This is a genomic window from Rhodococcus sp. IEGM 1381, from assembly GCF_030056795.1.
In the GTDB taxonomy this organism is placed as follows: Bacteria; Actinomycetota; Actinomycetes; order Mycobacteriales; family Mycobacteriaceae; genus Rhodococcoides.
Window position 1 is genome coordinate 61,859 of sequence record NZ_JASHKQ010000004.1, and the last position, 24,914, is coordinate 86,772.

Here is a 24,914-nt window from a genome sequence, read left to right on the forward strand (position 1 = left end):
CCGATTCATCGTACCGAGAGGTGGCTGTTGTCCATGGGCTCATCGGAGTCGAAACGAAGGAATCGGACTCGGGATCTTGCGGAAAATGTATTGCCGATATATCGTCGAAATGTCAATCAAGACAGAGGAGAACGACATGAACTACGCATTCGAAGGATTCGCACACGAATTCGGACGCCGCGGGGGCCCCCGGATGGGGCCGTTCGCAGGCAGTGGAGGCGGACGCGCGCACATGCGCGGCGCACCGTTTCAGATGTGGGTTGCCCAGGCCGACGATGACGTCCCGGTGGACGAGGGCGGTCATCGAGAGCGAGGACGCGGAAAGAGAGGACACGGTGAACGCGGCAGGCGCGGTGCAGGAGGTGGGTTCGGACTCGGCCGCGAGGGCATGCGGCCCGGTTTCGGGGCAGGTGGTTTCGGACCGAATGCAGATTTCGGCCGAGGTCGGGGCAGAGGAGGGCGAGGTCGACGCGGAGATGTGCGTGCGGCAATCCTGCTGCTGCTCGAGGAGCGTCCGATGCACGGATACGAGCTCATCCAGCAGATCGCCGACAAGAGCAACGGCACCTGGAAGCCGAGCCCCGGCTCGATCTATCCGGCTCTGTCTCAGCTCGAGGACGAGGGCCTGGTTCTCATCGACAAGGTGGCCGGACGCAAGACGGCAGCTCTGACCGATGAGGGGCGATCGCACATCGAGCAGCACCGCGAGGACCTGGGCAGTCCGTGGGACGACGTCGCCGATTCGGTCGGTTTCGACGCACGGGATCTGCGCGCGCTCATCGGAGCGTTGATGGGTGCGGCCGGCCAGGTGGCCGGAGTCGGCACGTCCCGACAGGTCGAACAAGCTGCCGACATCCTGGTCGAGGCGCGGAAGTCCATGTACCGCATCCTCGCGGAGGACGGCCCGAACGACGCCGAGCACGACGAGACGGTCGACGCTCCCGACGCGACATGACCGCTGGGTGCGGAATCGTCCGCAGCTCTGAGCACTCCCTAGGATGGACACCCGAGATCGTTTCGTCCATCCCAGGGAGTTGCCTACAGTGCGCGTCGTCTTTGCCGGAACACCAGACCCCGCAGTTCCATCGCTGCGGAGATTGCTGGAGTCCGAACGCCACGAGGTGATCGCCGTGGTGACCCGGCCCGACGCCGCATCCGGTCGAGGGCGAAAGACCGTTCGCTCCCCGGTCGGTCTGCTGGCCGACGAGCACGGCATTCCGGTGTTCACGCCCGCGAAGCCGTCGGACCCGGATTTCGTGTCGCAGCTGATCGACCTCGCACCCGATGTCTGCCCGGTTGTGGCATACGGCGCGCTGCTGCCTCAGCCGGTGCTCGACATTCCTCGTTTCGGCTGGATCAACCTGCACTTCTCGCTGCTGCCCGCATGGCGCGGTGCCGCGCCCGTACAGGCCGCCATCGCCGCAGGCGACGAGATCACCGGTGCTTCCACATTCCTGCTCGACGCGGGGATGGATACCGGCCCGGTGCTCGGCGTCGTCACCGAGAGAATTCGCACAACCGACACCACGGGTGACCTGCTCGCCCGACTCGCATCGAGCGGAGCCGAGCTGCTGACCGCAACCCTCGACGCGATAGGAGACGGAACCGCAAGCGCCCATCCGCAACCCGACGACGGTGTTTCGTACGCGAGCAAGGTCACCGTCGACGCGGCGCGCATCGACTGGAACCGATCCGCCGCCTACATCTATCGGCACATCAGGTCGGTCACCCCGGCACCGGGCGCGTGGACGACGATCGGTGAACTTCGCGTCAAGATCGCCCCGGTACAGCTGGTGCCCGACACGTTGCCTCCCGGCGCGATCGAGGTACGCAAATCCGGTGTGCACATCGGAACAGGCACTACCGCACTCGTTCTCGGAGATATCCAACCCCAGGGCAAAAAGGTCATGAGAGCACTCGACTGGGCGCGCGGCGCTCGGCTGGACGATACGGCGGTAGCGCGATGACAGAACCCGACAGGCCCCGTAAGCGCGAGTCCGGTCAGCCACGAAAGTTCGTGAAGAAGTCGCCGGGAGCCCGCGGTCCCAAAGGAAACCGGCCTCCGCAGGGCGCGGGGCCCCGTGCAATCGATGCGATAGATCCGGCACGCCGCGCGGCCAGGGACGTACTCAAGGCGGTCCGCGAGCGTGATGCCTACGCCAACCTGGTGCTGCCCGGCTTGCTGCGAGAGCGGAAATTGGACACGCGTGACGCAGCGTTGGCGACGGAACTCGCGTACGGCGCGTCCCGCGCGCGGGGAGTGCTCGACGCGGTGATCGCCCATGCGGCGGGGCGGCCTGCCGCGGAAATAGACGGGCCTCTGCTCGACATTCTGCGGCTCGGCTCCTACCAGCTGCTGCGGACCCGGGTGGCACCGCACGCGGCCGTCGCCACGTCGGTGGATCTGGCCCGGTCCGAATTCGGTACCGGCAAGGCTGGTTTCGTCAACGCAGTGCTGCGGCGCGTGTCCGAACGCACGGCGGTGCAGTGGGTCGACGAACTGGCGCCCCCCGCAGCGTCCGATCCGGTCGGCCACCTCGCCTTCGAGTACGCACATCCCAAGTGGATCGCGCAGGCCTTCGCCGACGCACTCGGCGCCGAAGCCGGTGAACTCGCTGCCGTGCTCGAAGCCGACGACGCACGGCCCTCGGTTCACCTGGTCGCTCGGCCCGGCGAGATCTCGGCCGAAGAACTGGCGTTGATCACCGGGGGAGAGGAAGGACCTTATTCCCCGTACGCCGTGCACCTCGACGGCGGCGATCCAGGCAAGCTCGACGCCGTACGTGACGGGCTGGCCGGAGTTCAGGACGAGGGCAGTCAACTCGTCGGACGGGCGCTCACCCTCGCGCCGCTGGTCGGTGTGGACGGTGGTCGATGGCTGGACCTGTGCGCCGGCCCGGGAGGTAAAGCTGCGCTGCTCGGTGCCATCGCCCAGATCGACGGTGCCACAGTCGATGCCGTCGAGCCGACGCCGCACCGCGCAGATCTGGTGTCCAAGACGACCAAGGACCTTCCGGTGACGGTGCACACCGTCGACGGCAGGCAGTCCGGACTCGACGGCGGCTACGACCGCGTACTCGTGGACGCGCCGTGCACCGGGCTCGGAGCTCTACGCCGTCGGCCCGAGGCGCGCTGGCGACGACTGCCGTCCGACGTCGCAGGCCTGGTGACGCTGCAGAAAGAGTTGCTGGCAGCAGCGATCGGCCTGGTTCGACCCGGTGGAGTGGTGCTGTATTCGACGTGCTCGCCGCACCTGTCCGAAACCACGGCTGTCGTCGCCGACGCGGTCCGCCGATTCGGTGTCGAGCCGCTCGATACACGCGAACTCGTGCCGGGAGTGCCGCAGCTGGGCGACGGTACGTCCGTGCAACTGTGGCCACACCGACACGGCACCGATGCGATGTTCATGGCGGCGCTACGCAAACCGATGTGACTTCGAAGGCGGCAGAATCAGCCGCCCGCCAGGAACGTCTCGGCGACGTTCTTCGGGGCGTAGACGAGCCACCCGTCGACCAGAAGTTCGCGTAGCTCGTCGTCGTCGGTGTTGTCGAGGTCCACCAGCACCGCGGCGAACCCGTCGAAGTGCGAGATGGTGAAGCACGCCCGCGGATGTGCGGCGAGGATGGCCTCCTTCTCGTGCAGGTCCGCGGTGCGAATGGCGAGGATCGGCCCGCTGGGCGGAATCTCGTCGCCGAACCGTTTGAGATCTGCCTTGCTGAACGGGCGAATCCACGCGAACACGTCCTTGCCGGCCGCCCAGGCCGAATGCCCGTACCTGACGCCCACGGTGACCCCGGGCAGTTCGGCAATCATCGCCGTCGCGGAGTCGATGGTGGACATGGGCGCACCATACCGCTCGGCTAGGCTCGTCAATCGTGGTTTCCCCGATGATTGCCCCCTCCATTCTGTCCGCCGATTTCGCACGGCTCGCTGCCGAAGCCGAGGCGGTGTCCGGAGCTGATTGGCTGCACGTCGACGTCATGGACGCGCACTTCGTTCCCAACCTCACCCTCGGGCTTCCGGTGGTGAAGAGTCTGCTGAAAGCGACGAACATCCCCCTCGACTGCCACCTGATGATCGAGGATCCGGCGCGTTGGGCCCCGCCCTACGCCGAGGCCGGGGCGTACAACGTCACCTTTCACGCCGAGGCGACCGACGACCCGTCAGCAGTTGCGCGTGACATCCGCGCAGCGGGCGCGAAAGCCGGGCTGTCGGTCAAGCCCGGCACGCCGATCGAGCCGTACCTCGAGATCCTGCGTGACTTCGACACCCTGCTGGTGATGAGCGTGGAGCCCGGCTTCGGCGGGCAGTCGTTCATGTCCGAGGTGCTCTCGAAAGCGAAAGCTGTTCGGACACTGGTCAATTCAGGTGACCTTCGACTGGTGGTCGAGATCGACGGCGGAATCAATTCCGACACGATCGAGCAAGCCGCCGAAGCCGGAATCGACTGCTTCGTCGCCGGATCGGCCGTCTACGACACCGCCGATCCCGCCGCCGCCGTGCGTGACCTTCGCGCCCGGGCCGCCCACGCATCGCACCACCTGTCCTGATGGGCAACCCGGGCGCAGTCGCATGAGCGTCGACGGCAGGGCGGTGTCTATCACCGACGCCATGACCCTCGCCATCGAGGCCTCCGAGTCCGCCCGGGGTATCAGTGCTCCGAACCCTGCGGTCGGTGCCGTGATCCTCGATGCCCGCGGAATCGTCGTGGGTGTCGGGTCCACGCGTCCACCCGGCGGACCGCATGCCGAGATCGTCGCCCTGGCCGAGGCCGGGGATCGAGCTCGCGGCGGCACAGCGGTGGTGACCCTCGAGCCCTGTAACCACACCGGCCGTACCGGTCCGTGTTCGCAGGCACTGATCGAGGCCGGTATCGCGACGGTCGCGTACGCCGTCGCCGATCCGAACCCGCTCGCATCCGGTGGAGCCGACACCCTGCGCGGCGCGGGCATTCGCGTCGAGCAGGGGATCGGAGAACGCGAGGTACGGCAGGGTCCGCTGCGGGCATGGCTGCACAAGCAACGCACCGGTCGGCCGCACGTGACCTGGAAATATGCCGCGACTCTCGACGGACGCAGCGCCGCCGCGGATGGTACGAGTCAGTGGATCACCGGTCCCGAGGCGCGAGCGCACGTGCACGCCGAGCGGGCCAAGCTCGACGCCATCGTCGTGGGAACCGGAACCGTGCTGACCGACGACCCGCGGCTGACCGCCCGACGTCCCGACGGGACCCTCGCGCCGCATCAACCCGTCCGCGTCGTCGTCGGATCGCGGCAGATACCGGCGACCGCGGCGATTCGCGGGTCGGAGGCACCCACGGTGTTTCTCGACACACACGATCCGGCGGCGGTGATCGAGACCCTCGGCGAACACACCGATGTCCAGATCGAAGGCGGTCCGACGCTGGCCGGAGCATTCCTCGCTGCCGGGTTGATCGACCGCGTCGTGGCATATGTCGCCCCGGCCGTGTTGGGCAGCGGACCCGCGGCGGTGGAGAATGCGGGCATCGGAACAATTGCCGACGCAATTCGGTTCCGCACGGAAACAGTCACCATGATCGGCAACGACATACTGATCGGCGTCGTGCCCGAAGGAGCGAATTAGATGTTCACCGGAATCGTCGAAGAGCTGGGCGAGATCGTGGCCAAGGATGAACTGCCCGACGCTGCTCGCTTCACCGTCCGCGGGCCGGTGGTGACCTCCGATGCGGGCCACGGGGACTCCATCGCGGTCAACGGGGTGTGTCTGACCGTCGTCGAGGTACTGCCGGACGGCGGCTTCACCGCCGATGTCATGCAGGAGACGCTGAACCGATCGAGCCTGGGTGCACTCGACGTCGGCAGCCGCGTCAACCTCGAACGCGCCGCGGCACTCGGCAGCAGGCTCGGTGGCCACCTCGTCCAGGGCCACGTCGACGGAACCGGAACCGTGGCGGGCCGCTCGCCGTCCGAGAACTGGACCGTCGTGCGCATCGCCATGCCTACCTCGGTCGCGCGCTACGTCGTAGAGAAAGGCTCGATCACCGTCGACGGAGTATCGCTGACCGTGTCCGGATTGGGTGTCGACGACGGTTCGCACTGGTTCGAGATCTCGCTGATACCCACCACCCTCGATCTGACCACGCTCGGCACGGCCGAGGTCGGATCACCGGTCAACCTCGAAGTCGACGTCATCGCCAAGTACGTGGAGCGGCTGCAGTCGATCGACGCACAGTAAGTACTGTTGAAGTGCACGCAGGTAACGGTGCATCGGAGACATTCGAAGGGTGCTGGGCCAGACCCGAGACCTATGGAGCGCACTTTCGTGACCAGGTTCGACAGTATCGAGCGCGCAGTTGCGGACATCGCTGCGGGCAAAGCCGTGGTGGTCGTCGACGACGAGGACCGCGAAAACGAAGGCGATCTGATCTTCGCCGCCGAGAAGGCCACCCCGGAGCTGGTTGCCTTCATGGTTCGCTACACCTCCGGCTATCTCTGTGTTCCGCTGTCCGGTGAGGATTGCGACCGACTCGGCCTGCCGCCGATGTTCGCCACCAACCAGGACAAGCACGGAACCGCGTACACGGTGACCGTCGATGCCCGCGAGGGAATCGGAACCGGGATCTCGGCCTCCGACCGTGCAGCCACGATGCGACTGCTCGCGGACCCCGACACCGGAGCCGGCGATTTCACCCGCCCCGGCCACGTCGTACCGCTGCGCGCAAAGGAAGGCGGAGTGTTGCGTCGCCCCGGCCACACCGAGGCCGCCGTCGATCTGGCCCGCATGGCCGACCTGAGGCCGGCAGGAGTCATCTGCGAAATCGTCAGCCAGAAGGACGAAGGCGCGATGGCCCAGACCGACGAACTACGCGTGTTCGCCGACGAGCACGATCTCGCGCTCATCTCGATCGCAGACCTGATCGCATGGCGACGCAAGCACGAGAAGCACGTCCTGCGCGTCGCCGACGCCCGAATCCCCACCAGCCACGGCACCTTCCGGGCCGTCGGTTATCAGAGCATCTACGACGAGGTCGAACACGTTGCGCTCGTGCGCGGCGACATCGCCGGGCCCGACGGTGACGGCAACGACGTCCTCGTTCGCGTGCACTCCGAATGCCTCACCGGTGACGTCTTCGGTTCCCTGCGCTGCGACTGCGGACCGCAACTGGACGCCGCCCTCGAGATGGTCGCCGCCGAGGACCGTGGAATCGTCCTGTACATGCGCGGACACGAGGGCCGCGGAATCGGACTGCTGCACAAGTTGCAGGCCTATCAGCTCCAGGACGCCGGCTCCGACACGGTCGACGCCAACCTGCAACTCGGCCTACCCGCCGACTCACGCGACTACGGAATCGGTGCCCAGATCCTCGTCGACCTCGGTGTTTCGTCGATGCGTCTGCTCACCAACAATCCGGCCAAGCGAGTCGGACTCGACGGATACGGTCTGCACGTCACCGAGCGAGTGCCGATGCCGTTGCGCGCCAACGCGGAGAACCTCACGTACTTGCGCACCAAACGCGACCGCATGGGCCACGACCTCACCGGTCTCGACGATTTCGAGAACGGAGTGACCTCGTGAGTGGCGACGGCGAACCCACCCTCCAACTCGCCGGTGCGAGCGACCTGAAGCTGGCGATCGTGGCCGGCCAGTGGCATCGAACGATTTCCGAGGCGCTGCTCGAGGGTGCGCTGCGCAAAGCCGAGTCGGCGGGAGTGCGGGACGTCACGGTCATCCGCGTCGCCGGTGCCATCGAGCTGCCCGTCGTCGCGCAGGCGCTCGCCCGCAACCATGATGCCGTCGTGGCGCTCGGCGTTGTCATCCGCGGTGGTACACCGCATTTCGAGTACGTGTGCGACGCCGTCACGGCCGGCTTGACGCGAGTATCGCTGGACGAGGGCACTCCGGTCACCAACGGGGTGCTCACCACCAACGACGAGCAGCAGGCGCTCGATCGTGCCGGCCTGCCCGGCTCGTTCGAGGACAAGGGCGCACAGGCCACTGCGGCCGCAATCGACACGGCATTGACTCTGAAGCATCTGCGCCAACCTTGGACGAACCAGGAGTTCACGTGACCGGCGGCGAACCGACCCCGCAGTGGGACATGCAGGTGAAATCGCGCAAGTCTGCGCGCTACGCCATCGCGGCGGCAGTGTTGCTCGTCGTGGCGCATTCGACCGTCGCCGTCCTGCTTCGGGTGTCACCTACCGGGGTTTACTTCCGGACCGCCGACCAACTCGCGATGGCAGGAATCGGAGTGTTGCTCGGCGGCTTGGCGCTGGTGCTGACTCGACCACGGATCCGCGTCGGACCCGCAGGTGTTGCGGTACGAAATTTGCTCTCGGAGCGCCTGATCGAGTGGGATCTGGTGCGCGGACTGTCCTTTCCCGACGGGGCGATGTGGGCCCGTGTCGACATCCCCGACGACGAGTTCATCAACGTGATGGCCATCCAGTCGAACGATCGTGAGCACGCGGTCGCCGCAGTGCGGAAGTTCCGGACACTCGAACGCAAATACGCACCCGCCGCATCTGTTCCGACCGACGCGGTCGATCAGGACTGACGTAGCAGGGCACGCACCACACCTGAGCTGCGGATGAGAAGAACGTCGGACCCGACGGCTAACGTGGATGCCGTGTCCGACCCCGCTACCTACCGCCCGGCAACCGGAACCATCCCGGTGGAACCGGGTGTGTACAAATTTCGAGATCCCCACGGTCGCGTCATCTACGTAGGGAAGGCCAAAAGCCTCCGCAGCCGGCTCAATTCCTACTTCGCCGACGTCGCCTCGCTGCATCCACGCACGCGCCAGATGGTCACCACCGCGGCGTCGGTCGAATGGACGGTCGTCACCACCGAGGTGGAGGCACTGCAGCTCGAGTACAACTGGATCAAGGAATTCGATCCGCGATTCAACGTCCGCTACCGCGACGACAAGAGCTATCCGATGCTCGCGGTGACGATGAACGAGGAATACCCACGTCTGTTCGTGTACCGCGGACCCCGCCGCAAGGGCGTGCGCTACTTCGGCCCGTACGCGCATGCGTGGGCCATTCGCGAGACGCTGGATCTGTTGCTTCGGGTGTTCCCCGCGCGCACGTGCTCGACCGGAGTGTTCAAGCGGCACAATCAGATCGGCAGACCCTGCTTGCTGGGGTACATCGACAAGTGTTCGGCACCGTGCGTGGGCCGGGTCAGCGCGGACGAGCACCGCCGCACCGTCGAGGACTTCTGCGACTTTCTCGCGGGTAAGACCGACAAGCTCGTGCGACAGCTCGAGAAGAACATGCAGGCGGCCTCCGAGGACTTGGACTTCGAAACCGCGGCGCGCTTGCGCGACGACGTCGGCGCACTGCGTCGAGCATTGGAGAAGCAGGCGGTGGTGCTGGGCGACGGTACCGACGCCGACCTCGTCGCGTTCGCCACCGATGCCCTCGAAGCTGCCGTCCAGGTGTTCCACGTTCGCGGTGGCCGGGTTCGCGGACAACGTGGCTGGGTGGTGGAGAAGGCAGGCGAAGTGATCGAGCGACAGGACGAGGCCGATCTGCCCGCACTGGTCGAGCAGTTTCTCACTCAGTTCTACGGCGAGCAGGCCGCGCTGACTGCGCAGGCACCGGGCGGCGACGACGGTGGTTCCAATGCAGTTCCGCGTGAAGTGCTGGTTCCGGTTCTGCCGGAGAATGCCGACGAGGTCCAGACGTGGCTCAGCGAGCTTCGGGGGTCCAACGTGACCCTGCGCGTTCCTCAGCGCGGCGACAAGAAGGCGTTGGCCGAGACCGTCGAGCGCAACGCCAAGGAGGCCCTACAGCAACACAAGCTGAAGCGAGCGGGAGATTTCACGTCGAGATCTGCTGCGCTGCAGGGGATTCAGGAAGCTCTCGATCTGGATTCGGCACCGTTACGCATCGAGTGCATCGACATCTCCCACGTACAGGGAACCGACGTGGTGGCATCTCTCGTCGTTTTCGAGGACGGGCTGCCTCGCAAGAGCGACTACCGCCACTACGCGATCAAGGAAGCGGCCGGCGACGGGCATTCCGATGACGTCGCCAGCATTGCCGAGGTGACTCGGCGTCGATTCCTCCGACACTCCGCCGATGGGTCGACCGCAGCGAGCGGAGGCGATCTGGCTCCGGAAGCCGCGCTCGATCCCCAGACCGGCAGGCCTCGAAAATTCGCCTATCCACCGAACCTGTTCGTCGTGGACGGCGGTGCCCCTCAGGTGGCCGCAGCCGCGGCTGTGCTGGAAGAACTGGGCGTGACGGATGTGGCGGTGGTCGGTCTCGCCAAGCGACTCGAAGAGGTGTGGGTGCCGGGCGAGGAGGATCCGGTCATCCTGCCGCGAACAAGCGAGTCCCTCTATCTGCTGCAGCGAGTTCGCGACGAGGCACACCGATTCGCGATCACGTTCCACCGCAGCAAGCGGTCTCGTCGGATGACGGCCTCGGCACTCGATTCGGTCCGTGGACTCGGTGAATCGCGGCGTACGGCCCTGGTCGCGCACTTCGGTTCGGTCGCCAACCTCAAGCGCGCGACTGTCGCGGAGATCGTCGAAGTGCCGGGAATCGGTGAGACGACCGCGAAGTCGGTGCTGGCGGCGCTCGGTTCGGACACGGACGACGCCGATGTAGGCGATGATGACAACGCAACTGCAACGACATCGGGCGAGAACACGACGGAACATGCGATCGCGCCGCGCGTGGAATCGGCGGGACAGGCTTCGTAGTGAGCGAACACCAGATACAGAGACATCCGCCATCCGACGAGCATCTCGAGCCGCCTTCCGAGGCGGAGTCGCGGCACGACGGGATAGAGGTGGCGTTGGTCACCGGCGTCTCCGGCGCAGGGCTGCGCACCGCAGCCAAGATCCTCGAGGACCTCGGCTGGTACGTAGCCGACAACCTGCCCCCCGAGCTCATCTCGAAGATGGTCGACCTCGGACTCGAGTCCCAGCCCCGCATCGAGCGGCTCGCGCTGGTGATGGATGTCCGAAGCCGGCTGTTCACAGGGGATCTGGGCTGGGTTGTCAAAGAGCTCGACTCCAAGGGTGTGCGCAACCGAGTGCTGTTTCTGGACGCGTCCGACGCCGTGCTCATTCGCAGATTCGAGTCCAATCGGCGCAGCCATCCGTTACAGAACGACGGTCAGGACGGAACGCTGACCGAGGGCATCACTGCGGAACGGTTGCGGCTCGCACAGGTCAAGGCTGCGGCCGATCTGACGGTCGACACCACGTCGCTGTCGGTGCACCAGCTTCGGCGCAAGATCGAGACGGTGTTCGGTGATGCTGACACCAGCGGAGTCGGCGTCACCGTGCAGTCGTTCGGCTTCAAGTACGGCCTGCCGATGGACGCCGATCTGGTCTGCGACGTCCGCTTTCTGCCCAATCCACACTGGGTGCCCGAGCTCCGCGAGCACACGGGACAGGACGCAGACGTACGCGATTACGTCCTGGGTCAGGACGGAGCCCGCGACTATCTGCAGACGTACACGCACCTGTTGAATCTGACGATCGAAGGATACGTGCGGGAAGGCAAGAGGTACATGACGGTAGCCGTGGGCTGCACCGGTGGTAAGCATCGAAGTGTTGCGATGACCGAGGCATTGGCTGGAATTCTCGCCGAACAGGGTGATGTGTCCGTGCGCGTGCTGCATCGCGATCTGGGACGCGAATGAGCGAGGTCGGCACCGAAACGGAAGGACCGGGCCCGAAGATCGTCGCCCTCGGCGGCGGTCACGGTCTGTACGCCACCCTGTCCGCGGCCAGGCTGCTCGGCCACGACGTCACCGCCATCGTCACGGTCGCCGACGACGGCGGATCGTCGGGGCGCCTGCGGGCCGAGCTCGGCGTCATTCCGCCCGGAGACCTACGTATGGCGCTGGCTGCGCTGGCACGCTCCGACGAACGAACGCAGCTGTGGACCGATGTGCTGCAGCATCGGTTCGGGGGCACGGGTGCACTCGCCGGACACTCGGTGGGCAACCTCATCCTCGCCGGACTCACCGAGGTGCTGGGAGACCCTATCGCCGCACTCGACGAGATGGTGAGGATGCTCGGAATCGACGGGCGAGTGTTGCCGATGTCGCCCATCGCACTCGACATCGAAGCGGACGTCTCCGGCCTCGAGGACGATCCCCGCGTGAGCCGCGTCATTCGTGGGCAGGTAGCAGTGGCGACGACCCCCGGCAAGGTTCGGCGCGTGCGGTTGCTGCCACCCGACCCGCCTGCCTCGGCAGACGCACTCGCGGCGATCGACGAAGCCGACCTGGTGGTGCTCGGCCCGGGCTCGTGGTTCTCGAGTGTCATTCCGCACGTCCTCGTTCCGGAACAACTCGCCGCCCTGGCACGTACTTCCGCGCCGAAAGTGCTCGTGCTGAACCTGGCGCCGGAGCTGGGGGAGACCACCGGATTCTCCGCCGAGCGCCATGTCCACGTACTCTCCCAACACGCACCTGATTTGGGAATCGACTACGTGTTGGTCGATTCCGCCTCGGTCCCGGAGGGCAGCAACCGCGAACACGTAGCGCGCGCAGCGGCCCGGCTCGGTGCCGAGGTCGTTTACGTCGATGTTGCCGAAAACGGCACTCACGCACATCATTACGGAAAGCTTGCTGCAGCTCTCGGCTCCATCGTGACGCCCACCGGCGCCACTGCACCGACTGCTGCAGGCAGAGAGGGGATCACTTCGTGGCCATGACAGCGGAGGTCAAGGACGAGCTGAGCAGGCTCACCGTCAGTCAGGTCAGTTGCCGTAAGGCCGAGGTGTCCGCGCTCCTGCGATTCGCCGGTGGATTGCACATCGTGGCCGGTCGGGTGGTGGTCGAGGCGGAGGTGGATCTCGGGTCCATCGCGAGGCGGCTGCGTCGTGAGATCTTCGAGCTGTACGGCTACTCCTCGGACGTGCACATGCTCGGTGCCGGCGGGCTGCGCAAGACCTCGCGTTACGTCGTCCGGGTGGCCAAGGACGGGGAGGCCCTGGCTCGCCAGACCGGGCTGCTGGATCTGCGCGGGCGCCCGGTTCGTGGACTGCCCGCGCAGGTGGTCGGCGGCACGGTGGGGGACTCCGAAGCAGCGTGGCGCGGTGCGTTCCTCGCACACGGCTCGCTCACCGAGCCGGGCCGGTCATCGGCGCTCGAGATCAGCTGCCCAGGACCGGAAGCAGCTCTGGCGCTCGTCGGTGCAGCTCGCCGACTCGGAGTCGCCGCGAAGGCCCGCGAGGTGCGCGGAACCGATCGAGTGGTCGTGCGCGACGGCGAGGCAATCGGAGCGCTTCTCACTCGTATGGGTGCACAGGACACGCGGCTCGTCTGGGAAGAACGTCGAATGCGGCGCGAGGTGAGAGCCACGGCCAACCGACTCGCCAATTTCGACGACGCCAACCTCCGTCGCTCGGCGCGGGCGGCCGTCGCCGCCGCAGCACGGGTCGAACGAGCCCTCAACATCCTCGGCGAGGACGTGCCGGATCATCTCGCTGCGGCGGGTTCGCTCCGAGTCCAGCATCGCCAGGCTTCCCTGGAAGAACTCGGACAGCTGGCCGATCCGCCGATGACGAAGGACGCGGTGGCGGGCCGAATCCGACGCCTGCTGTCCATGGCCGACCGCAAGGCGAAGGAAACCGGAATTCCGGACACCGAGTCTGCGGTCACCGCGGAGTTGCTCGACGAGGCGTGAGCGCCGCGATCGAGTGATGCGCGCGCTCTGCCTGTGCGCACACTAGGGTAGGAACCGCGTGTGGCACCCCGCATGCAGGCACGATCAGACATTTGTTTTCACAACTTTTAGGAGCGAACAGTGACGATCCGGGTAGGCGTCAACGGCTTCGGCCGCATCGGGCGTAACTTCTTCAGGGCAGTCGACGCGCAGAAGGCGCTCGGTACCACCGACATCGAAATCGTTGCTGTCAACGACCTGACCGACAACGCATCGCTCGCACACCTGCTCAAGTACGACTCGATCCTGGGCCGCTTGTCGCACGATGTCTCGCTCGAGGGCGAGGACACCATCGTCGTCGGCGGCCAGAAGATCAAGGCGCTGTCGCTGCGCGAAGGCCCGTCCGCACTCCCGTGGGGTGACCTGGGCGTCGACGTCGTCGTCGAGTCCACCGGCATCTTCACCGACGCTGCCAAGGCCCAGGGTCACATCGACGCCGGTGCCAAGAAGGTCATCATCTCCGCGCCCGCCAAGGGTGAGGACATCACCATCGTGATGGGCGTCAACGACGACAAGTACGACGGCAGCCAGAACATCATCTCCAACGCGTCGTGCACCACCAACTGCCTCGGCCCCATCGCCAAGGTTCTCGACGACGAGTTCGGCATCGTCTCGGGCCTGATGACCACGATCCACGCGTACACGCAGGATCAGAACCTGCAGGACGGCCCGCACAGCGACCTGCGTCGCGCCCGCGCTGCAGCTCTGAACGTCGTCCCCACCGGTACCGGTGCAGCCAAGGCCATCGGCCTGGTTCTCCCGCAGCTGCTCGGCAAGCTCGACGGCTACGCACTCCGGGTTCCGATCCCCACCGGCTCGGTCACCGACCTGACCGCCCTGCTGAAGAAGAAGGCCAGCGCGGACGACATCAACGCCGCGATGAAGGCAGCTGCCGAAGGCCCGCTGAAGGGCATCCTGAAGTACAACACCGATCCGATCGTGTCCTCGGACATCGTCACCGACCCGCACTCGTCGATCTTCGACGCGCCGCTGACGAAGGTCATCGACGACCAGGTCAAGATCGTCTCCTGGTACGACAACGAGTGGGGCTACTCGAACCGCCTCGCCGACCTCATCGGTCTCGTCGGCAAGTCCCTCTGACACCGATGGCTGTCAAGACACTGCAGGATCTGCTCGATGCCGGTGTCGAAGGCCGTGGCGTCCTCGTGCGGTCGGACTTCAACGTCCCGCTCGAGGACGGCACGATTACCGATCCGGGCCGTATTCAGGCGTCGATCCCTACGCTTCGAGCGTTGGTCGAGGCCGGTGCCAAGGTCATCGTCACCGCCCACCTCGGTCGTCCGGACGGCAAGCCCGACGCGAAGTACAGTCTGGCTCCGGTCGCGGCCAAGCTCGGTGAACTGCTCGGACGCCACGTCCAGCTCGCGGGCGACGTCGTGGGTCAGGACGCCGAGGCTCGGGCCGAGGGTCTGACCGACGGAGACGTGCTGCTGCTCGAGAACATTCGCTTCGATCCGCGCGAGACCAGCAAGGACGAGTCCGAGCGAGCCGCTCTGGCTCGTGAGCTCGTCGCGCTGGCCGGCGACGATGCGGCATTCGTCTCCGACGGATTCGGCGTCGTTCACCGCAAACAGGCATCGGTGTACGACGTGGCGCAGTTGTTGCCCCACTACGCCGGCACCCTGGTTGCGGCCGAGGTCGAGGTGTTGGCCAAGCTCACCGAGGATGCGGCACGTCCGTACGCGGTGGTGCTCGGCGGCTCCAAGGTCTCGGACAAGCTCGGCGTCATAGAGGCATTGGCTCCCAAGGTCGACACCCTGGTGATCGGCGGCGGAATGGCCTTCACTTTCCTTGCGGCACAAGGTTATTCGGTCGGAAACTCGCTTCTTCAGGAGGATCAGATCGGAGTCTGCAAGGATCTGCTCGAGCGCTTCGGCGACGTGATCCACCTTCCTGTCGACATCGTCGTGGGAGACAAGTTCGCGGCGGATGCCGAGGCGAAGACCGTGAAGGCCTCCGAGATTCCGGACGGCTGGATGGGTCTGGACATCGGTCCGGACTCGGTGAGTCGTTTTGCGGTCGTACTCTCGAACGCCAAGACCGTCTTCTGGAACGGACCGGCCGGCGTGTTCGAGTTCGACAAGTTCTCGGCCGGCACCAAGGGCATTGCGGAAGCGATCGTCGGAGCCACCGAGAAGGGCGCGTTCAGCGTGGTCGGCGGTGGCGACTCCGCGGCGGCCGTGCGCACCCTCGGATTGCCCGACGACGGCTTCTCGCACATCTCCACCGGAGGCGGTGCATCCCTCGAATACCTCGAAGGCAAGCAGCTCCCCGGTCTATCGGTCCTGGAGGCATGACGCATGGCACGTAAGCCGCTCATCGCGGGCAACTGGAAGATGAACCTCAACCACCTCGAAGCCATTTCGCTGGTGCAGAAGATCGCTTTCTCGTTGCCCGAGAAGTACTTCGACAAGGTCGACGTGACGGTGATCCCGCCGTTCACCGACATTCGTAGCGTGCAGACGCTGGTCGAGGGCGACAAACTGCTGCTCACCTACGGTGCGCAAGACGTGTCGTCCGAGGACAAGGGAGCGTTCACCGGCGAGATCAGCGGTTCGATGCTGGCCAAACTGGGATGCACCTTCGTCGTGGTGGGTCACTCCGAACGACGCACGCTGCACAGCGAGGACGACGCCGTCGTGCTGGCCAAGACGAAGGCGGCGCTGAAGAACGGCCTCACTCCGATCGTCTGCATCGGCGAGGGGCTGAACATCCGCGAGGCCGGCGAGCACGTGGCATACAACGTGGCCCAGTTGCGTGGTTCGCTCAGCGGCCTGTCGGCCGACGACATCTCCAAGGTCGTCATCGCCTACGAGCCGGTGTGGGCGATCGGCACCGGTCGGGTCGCGTCGGCATCGGACGCCCAGGAAGTGTGCGGGGCGATTCGTGAGGAATTGAAGGCGCTGTCCTCGGACGAGGTCGCGGCGGGCGTACGGGTACTGTACGGCGGCTCGGTCAACGCCAAGAATGTCGGCGAGATCGTCGGCCAGCCCGATGTCGACGGTGCCCTGGTCGGGGGAGCCTCGCTCAAGGCGGACGAGTTCGCCACGCTGTCGGCTATCGCCGCAGGTGGACCCCTGCCCTGATCAGTCATCGGCAACGCCGACCGAACGATTTTCGGGCACCTCGCTTCGGCGGGGTGTCCGAAGTCGTTCGTGGGGCCAGGTAGGCTGCTGGAGGCATCGAATCGAGTTTGAGGTGGACATGGATCTGTTTCTGGATATTCTGCTGGTCATCACCAGTCTGGCGCTGATCTTGCTGATCCTGCTGCATCGCGGCAAGGGTGGCGGATTGTCCAGTCTCTTCGGTGGCGGAGTGCAGTCCAGCCTGTCCGGTTCCACGGTCGTCGAGAAGAACTTGGATCGTCTGACAGTGTTCACCGGCCTGATCTGGCTCATCGCGATCCTCGGAATCGGCCTGGAGATCAAGTACACCTGATCCACTTCGGCTCCGAGTGCGAGTTGGTGACGAAGCGACGATACTGGGTGGATGAGCGAATCCTCTTACGAGTCAGTCGGTTCCCCAGCGTTCGTTCCGCCGACAGCTCAGGGCCGCGAGTTGACCGAGCCTCTCCGCGAGGACATCCGCTACCTCGGTGGCATCCTGGGTGAGATCGTTCGTGAACACGAAGGCGAGGACGTCTTCGATCTCATCGAGTCTGCACGCGTCGAGTCGTTCGCGGTCAGACGGTCCGAGATCGAACGTGACGACTCGGTCGGTCGGTACACCGATGTGGAAGTGGCGCAAGCGGTTCCGCTCATCCGAGCCTTCAGCCATTTCTCACTCCTGGCCAACCTCGCCGAGGACCTGCACCGCGAGCGCCGTCGTGCGATCCACCTCGATCGCGAGGATCCGCCACAGGACAGCAGTCTCGACGCCACGTGGCTGAAGATCGATGCTGCGGCCCCGACGCGCGAGCAGGTTGCCGCGGCGTTGACCGATGCGTTGGTGGCTCCGGTGATCACCGCCCACCCCACCGAAACACGCCGACGGACCGTCTTCGACGTGCAGTCGAAGATCACCGAGCTGATGCGCCGGCGCGATGTGGCCACCGCAGCTCTCGAGGGCAAGGCTGCGAGCGCGACGAAGGAATTGGCCGTCATCGACGTGCAGATTCGCAGACAAGTGCTGACCCTGTGGGAGACGGCTCTGATTCGGTTGTCGCGCTTGCGAATTCAGGACGAAATCGAAGTAGGCCTTCGCTATTTCGAGTCCTCCCTCTTCGACGTCATGCCAGCGCTCAACGCGGATGTACGCGCAGCACTGCGGGCACGGTGGCCCGAGGACGACCTGCTGCCCCGCCCCATCCTTCGCCCGGGATCGTGGATCGGTGGCGATCGAGACGGCAACCCGAATGTCACCGGAGAAGTGGTGCACACCGCGACGCACCAGGCGGGCTACGTCGCCTTCGAGCACTATCTGAACGAACTGGTCGCGCTGGAGAAGGAACTTTCCATGTCTGCGCGTCTGGTGGACGTGACCGAGGAGCTGATGGCTCTGGCCGGTGCATCGGCGGAACCGGACGATCGACGGGCGGACGAGCCGTACCGGGTAGCCGTCGTCGGCATCCGGGCCAGACTCACTGCCACTGCTCATGCTGTGCTCGACGCGGTCCCGGTGTCCGGCATCGACCTCGGGGCGGAGAAATACGACGGTCCACAGGACATACTCGACGACCTCGACGTCATCGATCGCGCCCTGCGGGCCGACGGGGACGGATTGATCGCCGACGATCGCTTGCTCCGGCTCAGGCAATCGGTCGAGACGTTCGGATTTCATCTGCAGGCTCTGGACATGCGGCAGAACTCCGAGACACACGAGGAAGTGGTCGCCGAGCTGCTGGCCTGGGCCGGGGTGCATCCTGACTATTCGTCTCTCGGCGAGGACGAACGGGTCTCCGTCCTGTCGCAGGAACTCGCCACTCGGCGCCCGCTGATCGGCCCCAATGCGCAGCTCAGTGAACTCGCAACCAAGGAACTGGGCATCGTCAGGGCCGCCAAGGAAGCAATCGACCACCTGGGACCCGACACGATCCAGAACTACATCATCAGCATGTGCCAGTCGGTCAGTGACATGCTCGAGGCTGCCTTGCTGCTCAAAGAAGCCGGCATCTTCGACCCCGGCACCGACGGGGCGTCGCCTACGTCCACGGTGGGTGTGGTTCCGCTGTTCGAGACCATCGAGGATCTCCAGCAGGGTGCAGCGACTTTGCTCGCCACGCTCGACGTGCCCATCTACCGCGCCCTGGTGGCCGGGCGCGGAATGAATCAGGAAGTCATGCTCGGGTATTCGGACTCGAACAAGGACGGCGGCTATCTCGCAGCCAACTGGGCCTTGTATCGCGCCGAGCTGGATCTGCTCGAAGCCTCGCGGAAGACGGGAATCCGATTGCGGCTCTTCCACGGCCGCGGCGGGACGGTCGGCCGCGGTGGCGGTCCCAGCTACGACGCCATTCTGGCGCAGCCGCCCGGCGTGGTGCAGGGGTCGCTCCGACTCACCGAGCAGGGCGAGATCATCGCGGCCAAGTACGCCGAACCGTCCATGGCGCGTCGCAACCTCGAATCCCTCGTCGCGGGAACCCTGGAATCGACTCTCCTCGACGTCGAGGGCCTGGGTGACGGTGCGGAGGCTGCCTACGACATCCTGGACGATCTTGCCGCGAAGGCCCGGGCGGCATACGGCCGTCTGGTGCACGAGGAGCCCGGGTTCGTCGAGTACTTCCGCACCTCGACGCCGGTCGCCGAGGTCGGTGAGCTGAACATCGGCTCCCGGCCCGCGTCACGGAAGCCCACGAACTCGGTGTACGACCTCCGTGCAATCCCGTGGGTGATGTCGTGGAGTCAGTGCCGCGTCATGCTGCCCGGCTGGTACGGCACCGGTTCTGCGTTCGAGGAGTGGGTCGGCGACGACGATGCCAAGCTCGAGGTGCTGACCGACCTGTATCGAAAGTGGCCGTTCTTCCAGACCGTCCTGTCGAACCTGGCCCAGGTCATGGCCAAGTCGGATCTGGGCATTGCTGCGCGGTACGCCGAACTGGTTCCCGACGCGGACCTGCGCGCGAGGATCTTCGGCATGATCGAGGTCGAACACGCCAGAACGGTGCGGATGTACCTGAAGATCACCGGTCACAGTCGTCTGTTGGAAGACAACCCGTCGCTCGAGCGCTCGGTGCACAACCGATTCCCGTACCTGGAACCGCTGAATCAGATGCAGGTCGAGATGCTCCGCCGCTATCGCAACGGTGACGACGACGAACGCGTCAAGCGTGGGATCCTGCTGACGATGAACGGCCTCGCGACGGCACTGCGTAACAGTGGCTAGCGGGGAGTAGTCGGCCCACCTCGATCGAGTAGTTCTACTCGCGCGCCGCGTCGATGTCGTCGAGCAGAGTGTTGTCCCTGCTGCACCTGTTCGGGACGCAGCTGGTTGCCGTTGCGGCGTGGGTGCTGTGGATAGGGTTCTGGCTGCTTGCCAAACGGACGGTGGCGGACGAACGCGACCGCACCGAGTCTGCACGGGGCACCGTGTGGGCGTGGACGACCGTCGTGGTGGCGGCGGGAATCGCGCACGCGTTCGGCCTGGCATACGCGATGGTATGGACGGTCATTCCGCTCGGGTCGCTGTTCGCGTGGATGTTCTGACGTGCGTAGCGGTCTGGCAATTCGCGGAACCCGTCGGCGGCGGGTCGCGTCCAACGAGGTATGAGGCAGTGCAGCAACGACACCGATGCCTGGCGCGACGGATCCGCCTACCGCACGAACGGTAGGCGGATCCGTCGGTCGAAACCAGGACGTGCCTGGGACGTCGGCTACTACGACGGCGAGCGGCAGGGACGTGACCCCGACGCAGCCGAAACCGACTAGTCGTGAGGGATCAGACAGCGTCCAACTTGGAGGCTGCGCCCGAGTCGAGGAACCACACGGTTGCCTCGGTACCCAGTGCGCCGGCCGATGGGACCTCAGCCGAATCGGCCCCACCTACCGCAGCTGCGACAGCGTCGGCTTTGTTCGCTCCTGATACGAGCAGCCACACGTGCTGTGCGCGGCGAACCGCGGGCAGCGTCAGCGTGATGCGAACCGGTGGAGGCTTGGGGGAGTCCTCGACCGCGACGACGTAGCGATGCTCTTCACGTACGGCATCGGTATGGGGGAACAGCGAATTGATATGACCCTCGCCTCCCATACCCAACAGGTGGATGTCGAATGCAGGTGTCGGCTCTCCCTCGGAGCGAGAGTGGAGGATCTGCGCATACGTCGCTGCGGCCACCTCGGGATCGCTTCCGTGTGGTCCGTCGGACGCAGCCATCCGGAAGACTCGATCAGGATGAACGTCGACGTGGTCGAGCAGAGCCTGCGAGGCCTGTACCTCGTTGCGCTCTGGGTCACCCGAGGGCAGGAAGCGCTCGTCGCCGAAGTAGATGTCGACCTTGCCCCAGTCGATCGATCCGGAATCGTCGCGCAGCGCCTCCAACAACGCAATTCCCGTGCCACCGCCGGTGAGCACCACCGAAGCCGCGCCTCGCTCGGCCTGCGCGGCGGTGACGACCTCGACGAATCGAGACCGCGCGGCATCGACCAATGCCTGCGCGTCCAGGTACTGAAGGATCGATATCTTACTCATAGCTCACTTTCGACAGTCCGTGCAGGGCAAGCTCGTAGATCTCGTCGGTGTCGAGTCGGCGCAGTTCCTCGGCAAGGCACTCTCGAGTGTTGCGCCGTGCCAGTGCGACTTCGGCGTCGGGCTGGCCGGTGCGCCGCAACGTTGCGGTCTTCCCGGTTTGCGGACGCGTCAGCGAGATGCTGCTGGTCTCTCTGATCAGCTCCACTTTCAGTTCACCCGCTCGGCGATACACCGGTACGTCGAGTTTCGCGGCAAGCCAACCGGCCAAGATGTCGAGTGCCGGCTCCTCTGCCAGTCCCGACACCGTTGCCGAGACGACGGCCTCGAACGGAGCCTGGTCCAGGGCCGTGGCCAACAGACCGCGCCAGTACGTGATGCGACTCCAGGAGAGATCGGTGTCGCCCTCGGTGTAGCTGCTCAGCCGTCCCTTGATCGCAGCGGTGGTGTCGGGCGAGTTCGTGGCATCGGTGATCCGTCGAATTGCCAAGCGTCCCAACGGGTCCTTTGCTGGAACGGCCGGTGCTTCGTCCGGCCACCACGCCACGATCGGAGTGTCGGGCAGCAGGAACGGAATGACCACACTGTGCTCGTGATCGGCGAGTTCACCATTGAGACGCAGTACTACGACTTCCGACGCACCGGCGTCACCCCCGACGCGGATCTGTGCGTCGAGGCTCGACTCGGCCGATCGGTCGCCGTGGATGAGCACGATGACGCGGCACGGATGCTCGCGGCTCGCTTCGTTCGCTGCGTCGATCGCCCGTTCGGCCTTGGCCGGATCGCGACTGGCGACGATCAAGGTCAACACGCGGCCGATGGTCACTGCGCCGCCTGCCTCGCGAACCTCCACCAACTTCTTGCCGACCTCGGCCGTCGTGGTGGCGGGGATGTCGACAATCACGGCATTCTCCATTCGCGTCCGGTGCGCTGCATCATCTCGTCACCCGAGGAAGGACCCCAGGTGCCGGCCTCGTACGGTTCCGCGGTACCGCCCGAGGCCCAGAAATCGAGAATCGGATCGAGAATCTTCCACGACAGTTCTACTTCTTCGTTGACGGGGAAAAGCGACGGCTCACCGAGCAACACGTCGAGAATGAGACGCTCGTAGGCTTCCGGCGAGGATTCCGTGAATGCTTGCCCGTAGCTGAAGTCCATGCTGACGTCGCGCACCTGCATGCCCGATCCGGGAACCTTGGAGCCGAACCGCATGGTCACACCCTCGTCCGGCTGAACTCGAATGACCAACGCGTTCTGGCCGAGCTCCTCGGTCATCGTGGCGTCGAAGGGCAGGTGAGGTGCGCGCTTGAACACCATGGCGATCTCGGTGACTCGACGCCCGAGTGCCTTGCCGGTGCGGAGATAGAACGGCACTCCACCCCAACGTCGAGTGTCCACCTCCAAGGTGATGGCCGCGTAGGTTTCGGTGTTGGACTCGGAGTCGAAACCCTCTTCTTCCTTGAGCCCCTTCACCTTCTGGCTGCCCTGCCACCCCGCGGAGTACTGACCACGGGCGGACGTCCGATCGAGCGGCTCGGCGAGTTTCGTTGCCGAGAGCACCTTGATCTTCTCGGACTGCAGCTCCTTGGGATTGAAGCTGACCGGCTCCTCCATCGCGGTAATGGCGAGTAGCTGGAGGAGGTGATTCTGGATGACGTCACGGGCTGCACCGATGCCGTCGTAATACCCCGCGCGACCGCCCAATCCGATGTCCTCGGCCATCGTGATCTGAACGTGGTCGACGTAGTGCGCATTCCAGATCGGATCGAACAACTGGTTCGCGAAGCGCAGTGCCAGAATGTTCTGCACTGTCTCCTTGCCCAAGTAATGATCGATGCGGAACACGGTGTCCTCGGGAAAAACTCGATTCACGATCGCATTGAGTTCTTTCGCACTCTGCAGGTCGTGGCCGAACGGCTTCTCGATGACGACACGTCGCCAGTTCCCGTCCTGGCTCTGAGCCAGACCGGACCGCGAAAGTTGTTCGAGCACAACGGGAAATGCACTGGGCGGGATGGACAGGTAGAAGGCGTGGTTGCCCCCGGTGCCGCGGGTTTCGTCCAGCTCGGTCAGAGTTCGCGACAGCTCGTCGAAAGCGGCGTCGTCGTCGAACGAACCTTGAACGAATCGGAACCCCTCGGCGAGGGTGTTCCACACTTCTTCGCTGAACGGAGTTCGCGCGTGATCACGGACGGAATCGTGCACGATCTGTGCGAAATCCTGGTTCTGCCATTCCCGTCGGGCGAACCCGACCAGGGCGAAACCGGGGGGTAGTAGCCCCCGGTTCGCCAGGTCGTACACCGCAGGCATGAGCTTCTTACGAGCGAGATCGCCGGTCACTCCGAAGATGACCATGCTGCACGGGCCCGCAATGCGGGGCAGCCGCTTGTCTCGCGCGTCGCGGAGTGGGTTGAGCCAGTCCGCTGATTGGAGAGGTTCGGTTTCTGCGGTGGGCACAGTCGGTCAGCTCTTCTGGCCTGCTCGGCGAAGCTGCTCGCCGGTGGCCTCGAGCAACTCGTTCCAGGCCGACTCGAACTTCTGGACGCCTTCGTTCTCCAACGTCAGGAAGACATCGGTGATGTCGATCCCGAGAGCAGAGATGCGATCGAAGATCTCCTGCGATTCCGGTCCCTTGCCCGAGACGGTGTCGCCGACGACCTCACCGTGATCGGCAACCGCGTCCATGGTCTTCTCCGGCATCGTGTTCACCGTGTTCGGTGAGACGAGCTCGGTGACGTACATGGTGTCGGGGTAGGCGTCGGACTTCACGCCTGTCGACGCCCACAGCGGACGCTGCGGACGCGCGCCGCTACCGACGAGCTCGCGGAAACGCGGAGCGACCTCGAAGATCTGCTGGTACGCCACGTAGGCGAGACGCGCATTGGCCAGAGCGGCCTTGCCCTTGAGTGCCTCTGCGTCGGGGGTGCCGATCGCATCGAGACGGGAATCGATCTCGCTGTCGACTCGGGAGACGAAGAACGAGGCGACCGAGTGGATCTTGTCGAGGTCGTGACCGGCAGCGCGCGCGGCCTCGAGACCCTCGAGGTACGCGTTCATCACCAGTTCGTAGCGCTCGACGGAGAAGATCAGCGTCACGTTGACGCTGATGCCCTCACCGACCACCTTGGCGATGGCGGGAATGCCTTCTTCGGTCGCCGGAATCTTGATCAACAGATTCGGGCGGTCGACGATTTTCCAGAGTTCGACGGCCTGCTCGTATGTCTTGTCCGCGTCGTGTGCCATGCGGGGATCGACCTCGATGGACACGCGGCCGTCGACGCCTGAACTGGCCTCGTACTGGGGCATCAGGATGTCGCACGCCTCACGGACGTCGTCCGTCGTAACGGTGCGGATCGTGGTCTCCACGTCGGCACCTTCGCCGGCCAGCTTGGTGACCTGCTCGTCGTAGGCGTCGCCCTTGCTCAGGGCGGCCTGGAAGATCGACGGGTTGGTCGTGACGCCGACGACGCTCTTGGTGTCGATGAGATCCTTCAGGTTGCCCGAGCGAATGCGATCACGGGACAGGTCGTCCAGCCACACCGAGATTCCGGCGGCGGACAGTTCTGCAAGATTCTTGTTCTGGGTCATG

At 65.2% G+C, this 24,914-nt stretch carries 25 protein-coding genes; 20 read left to right on the top strand and 5 right to left on the bottom strand.

All coding sequences use genetic code 11. The features are described 5' to 3' along the window. The first annotated feature begins 232 nt into the window (after positions 1–232). The 3 genes from QM797_RS13670 (at position 233) to QM797_RS13680 (ending at position 3,433) form a co-directional block, all read left to right on the top strand. Positions 233–955: a PadR family transcriptional regulator gene (locus QM797_RS13670; RefSeq protein ID WP_502942343.1), complete on the top strand. Its 723-nt coding sequence runs from the start codon at positions 233–235 to the stop codon at positions 953–955. Positions 956–1,043: 88 nt separating this feature from the next. Continuing rightward, on the top strand, positions 1,044–1,967 hold the full coding sequence (gene fmt / locus QM797_RS13675) for a methionyl-tRNA formyltransferase (protein ID WP_283276176.1): 924 nt from the start codon (positions 1,044–1,046) through the stop codon (positions 1,965–1,967). After that, positions 1,964–3,433 carry an RsmB/NOP family class I SAM-dependent RNA methyltransferase gene (locus QM797_RS13680; protein ID WP_283276177.1) on the top strand — a complete coding sequence of 490 codons (1,470 nt, stop codon included), beginning with the start codon at positions 1,964–1,966 and terminating at the stop codon, positions 3,431–3,433. Before fmt ends, QM797_RS13680 begins: the two co-directional genes overlap by 4 nt. A 17-nt stretch (positions 3,434–3,450) precedes the next feature. On the opposite strand, the gene QM797_RS13685 is transcribed toward QM797_RS13680, so the two are convergent. Next, entirely contained in the window at positions 3,451–3,840 is a 390-nt protein-coding gene (locus QM797_RS13685) for an MmcQ/YjbR family DNA-binding protein (RefSeq protein ID WP_283276178.1), read from the bottom strand. A gap of 35 nt (positions 3,841–3,875) precedes the next feature. Here QM797_RS13685 and rpe point away from each other — a divergent pair, with 35 nt between their 5' ends. From rpe to QM797_RS13770, 17 genes are all read left to right on the top strand, one after another. Further along, positions 3,876–4,550 carry a ribulose-phosphate 3-epimerase gene (gene rpe, locus QM797_RS13690; RefSeq protein ID WP_283276180.1) on the top strand — a complete coding sequence of 225 codons (675 nt, stop codon included), beginning with the start codon at positions 3,876–3,878 and terminating at the stop codon, positions 4,548–4,550. Positions 4,551–4,572: 22 nt separating this feature from the next. Then, on the top strand, positions 4,573–5,604 hold the full coding sequence (gene ribD / locus QM797_RS13695) for a bifunctional diaminohydroxyphosphoribosylaminopyrimidine deaminase/5-amino-6-(5-phosphoribosylamino)uracil reductase RibD (RefSeq protein WP_283276181.1): 1,032 nt from the start codon (positions 4,573–4,575) through the stop codon (positions 5,602–5,604). Then, positions 5,605–6,216: a riboflavin synthase gene (locus tag QM797_RS13700; RefSeq protein ID WP_283276182.1), complete on the top strand. Its 612-nt coding sequence runs from the start codon at positions 5,605–5,607 to the stop codon at positions 6,214–6,216. Positions 6,217–6,303: 87 nt separating this feature from the next. Next, the gene (locus tag QM797_RS13705; RefSeq protein ID WP_283276183.1) at positions 6,304–7,557 is read left to right on the top strand and encodes a bifunctional 3,4-dihydroxy-2-butanone-4-phosphate synthase/GTP cyclohydrolase II; all 1,254 of its coding nucleotides are present in this window, start codon (positions 6,304–6,306) and stop codon (positions 7,555–7,557) included. Beyond that, a complete protein-coding gene (ribH, locus tag QM797_RS13710; protein WP_269606386.1) occupies positions 7,554–8,051 on the top strand; it encodes a 6,7-dimethyl-8-ribityllumazine synthase in 498 nt (165 codons plus the stop codon). Before QM797_RS13705 ends, ribH begins: the two co-directional genes overlap by 4 nt. 29 nt (positions 8,052–8,080) lie before the next feature. Further along, positions 8,081–8,539 carry a PH domain-containing protein gene (locus QM797_RS13715; protein ID WP_032403661.1) on the top strand — a complete coding sequence of 153 codons (459 nt, stop codon included), beginning with the start codon at positions 8,081–8,083 and terminating at the stop codon, positions 8,537–8,539. 72 nt (positions 8,540–8,611) lie between these two features. Further along, entirely contained in the window at positions 8,612–10,702 is a 2,091-nt protein-coding gene (gene uvrC, locus QM797_RS13720) for an excinuclease ABC subunit UvrC (RefSeq protein WP_283276184.1), read from the top strand. An 83-nt stretch (positions 10,703–10,785) separates the two neighbouring features. Then, a complete protein-coding gene (rapZ, locus tag QM797_RS13725) occupies positions 10,786–11,652 on the top strand; it encodes an RNase adapter RapZ (protein WP_283276304.1) in 867 nt (288 codons plus the stop codon). Further along, on the top strand, positions 11,649–12,674 hold the full coding sequence (locus QM797_RS13730; protein WP_283276185.1) for a gluconeogenesis factor YvcK family protein: 1,026 nt from the start codon (positions 11,649–11,651) through the stop codon (positions 12,672–12,674). The genes rapZ and QM797_RS13730 overlap by 4 nt, the downstream gene beginning before the upstream one ends. After that, on the top strand, positions 12,665–13,648 hold the full coding sequence (gene whiA / locus QM797_RS13735) for a DNA-binding protein WhiA (RefSeq protein WP_032377822.1): 984 nt from the start codon (positions 12,665–12,667) through the stop codon (positions 13,646–13,648). Before QM797_RS13730 ends, whiA begins: the two co-directional genes overlap by 10 nt. A 120-nt stretch (positions 13,649–13,768) precedes the next feature. Next, entirely contained in the window at positions 13,769–14,788 is a 1,020-nt protein-coding gene (gap, locus tag QM797_RS13740; protein ID WP_283276186.1) for a type I glyceraldehyde-3-phosphate dehydrogenase, read from the top strand. Between the two features lie 5 nt (positions 14,789–14,793). Continuing rightward, the gene (locus QM797_RS13745; RefSeq protein ID WP_283276187.1) at positions 14,794–16,005 is read left to right on the top strand and encodes a phosphoglycerate kinase; all 1,212 of its coding nucleotides are present in this window, start codon (positions 14,794–14,796) and stop codon (positions 16,003–16,005) included. A 3-nt stretch (positions 16,006–16,008) separates the two neighbouring features. Beyond that, positions 16,009–16,794 carry a triose-phosphate isomerase gene (gene tpiA / locus QM797_RS13750; RefSeq protein ID WP_032403368.1) on the top strand — a complete coding sequence of 262 codons (786 nt, stop codon included), beginning with the start codon at positions 16,009–16,011 and terminating at the stop codon, positions 16,792–16,794. 118 nt (positions 16,795–16,912) lie between these two features. Continuing rightward, entirely contained in the window at positions 16,913–17,146 is a 234-nt protein-coding gene (gene secG, locus QM797_RS13755) for a preprotein translocase subunit SecG (RefSeq protein WP_027497008.1), read from the top strand. Between the two features lie 51 nt (positions 17,147–17,197). Beyond that, positions 17,198–20,029, top strand: coding sequence for a phosphoenolpyruvate carboxylase (ppc, locus tag QM797_RS13760; RefSeq protein ID WP_283276188.1), 2,832 nt, complete (start codon positions 17,198–17,200; stop codon positions 20,027–20,029). A gap of 53 nt (positions 20,030–20,082) precedes the next feature. After that, entirely contained in the window at positions 20,083–20,349 is a 267-nt protein-coding gene (locus QM797_RS13765; protein WP_283276189.1) for a hypothetical protein, read from the top strand. A 60-nt stretch (positions 20,350–20,409) separates the two neighbouring features. Continuing rightward, positions 20,410–20,571, top strand: coding sequence for a hypothetical protein (locus QM797_RS13770; protein ID WP_283276190.1), 162 nt, complete (start codon positions 20,410–20,412; stop codon positions 20,569–20,571). A 10-nt stretch (positions 20,572–20,581) separates the two neighbouring features. On the opposite strand, the gene pgl is transcribed toward QM797_RS13770, so the two are convergent. From pgl to tal, 4 genes are read right to left on the bottom strand one after another with little or no spacing between them, the layout of a single operon-like run. Further along, a complete protein-coding gene (gene pgl / locus QM797_RS13775) occupies positions 20,582–21,328 on the bottom strand; it encodes a 6-phosphogluconolactonase (protein WP_283276191.1) in 747 nt (248 codons plus the stop codon). After that, positions 21,321–22,229: a glucose-6-phosphate dehydrogenase assembly protein OpcA gene (gene opcA / locus QM797_RS13780; RefSeq protein ID WP_317564187.1), complete on the bottom strand. Its 909-nt coding sequence runs from the start codon at positions 22,227–22,229 to the stop codon at positions 21,321–21,323. The genes pgl and opcA overlap by 8 nt, the downstream gene beginning before the upstream one ends. Next, positions 22,226–23,782, bottom strand: coding sequence for a glucose-6-phosphate dehydrogenase (gene zwf / locus QM797_RS13785; protein WP_283276193.1), 1,557 nt, complete (start codon positions 23,780–23,782; stop codon positions 22,226–22,228). Before zwf ends, opcA begins: the two co-directional genes overlap by 4 nt. A gap of 6 nt (positions 23,783–23,788) precedes the next feature. Beyond that, a complete protein-coding gene (gene tal, locus QM797_RS13790; protein WP_283276194.1) occupies positions 23,789–24,913 on the bottom strand; it encodes a transaldolase in 1,125 nt (374 codons plus the stop codon). Position 24,914: the final 1 nt, after the last annotated feature.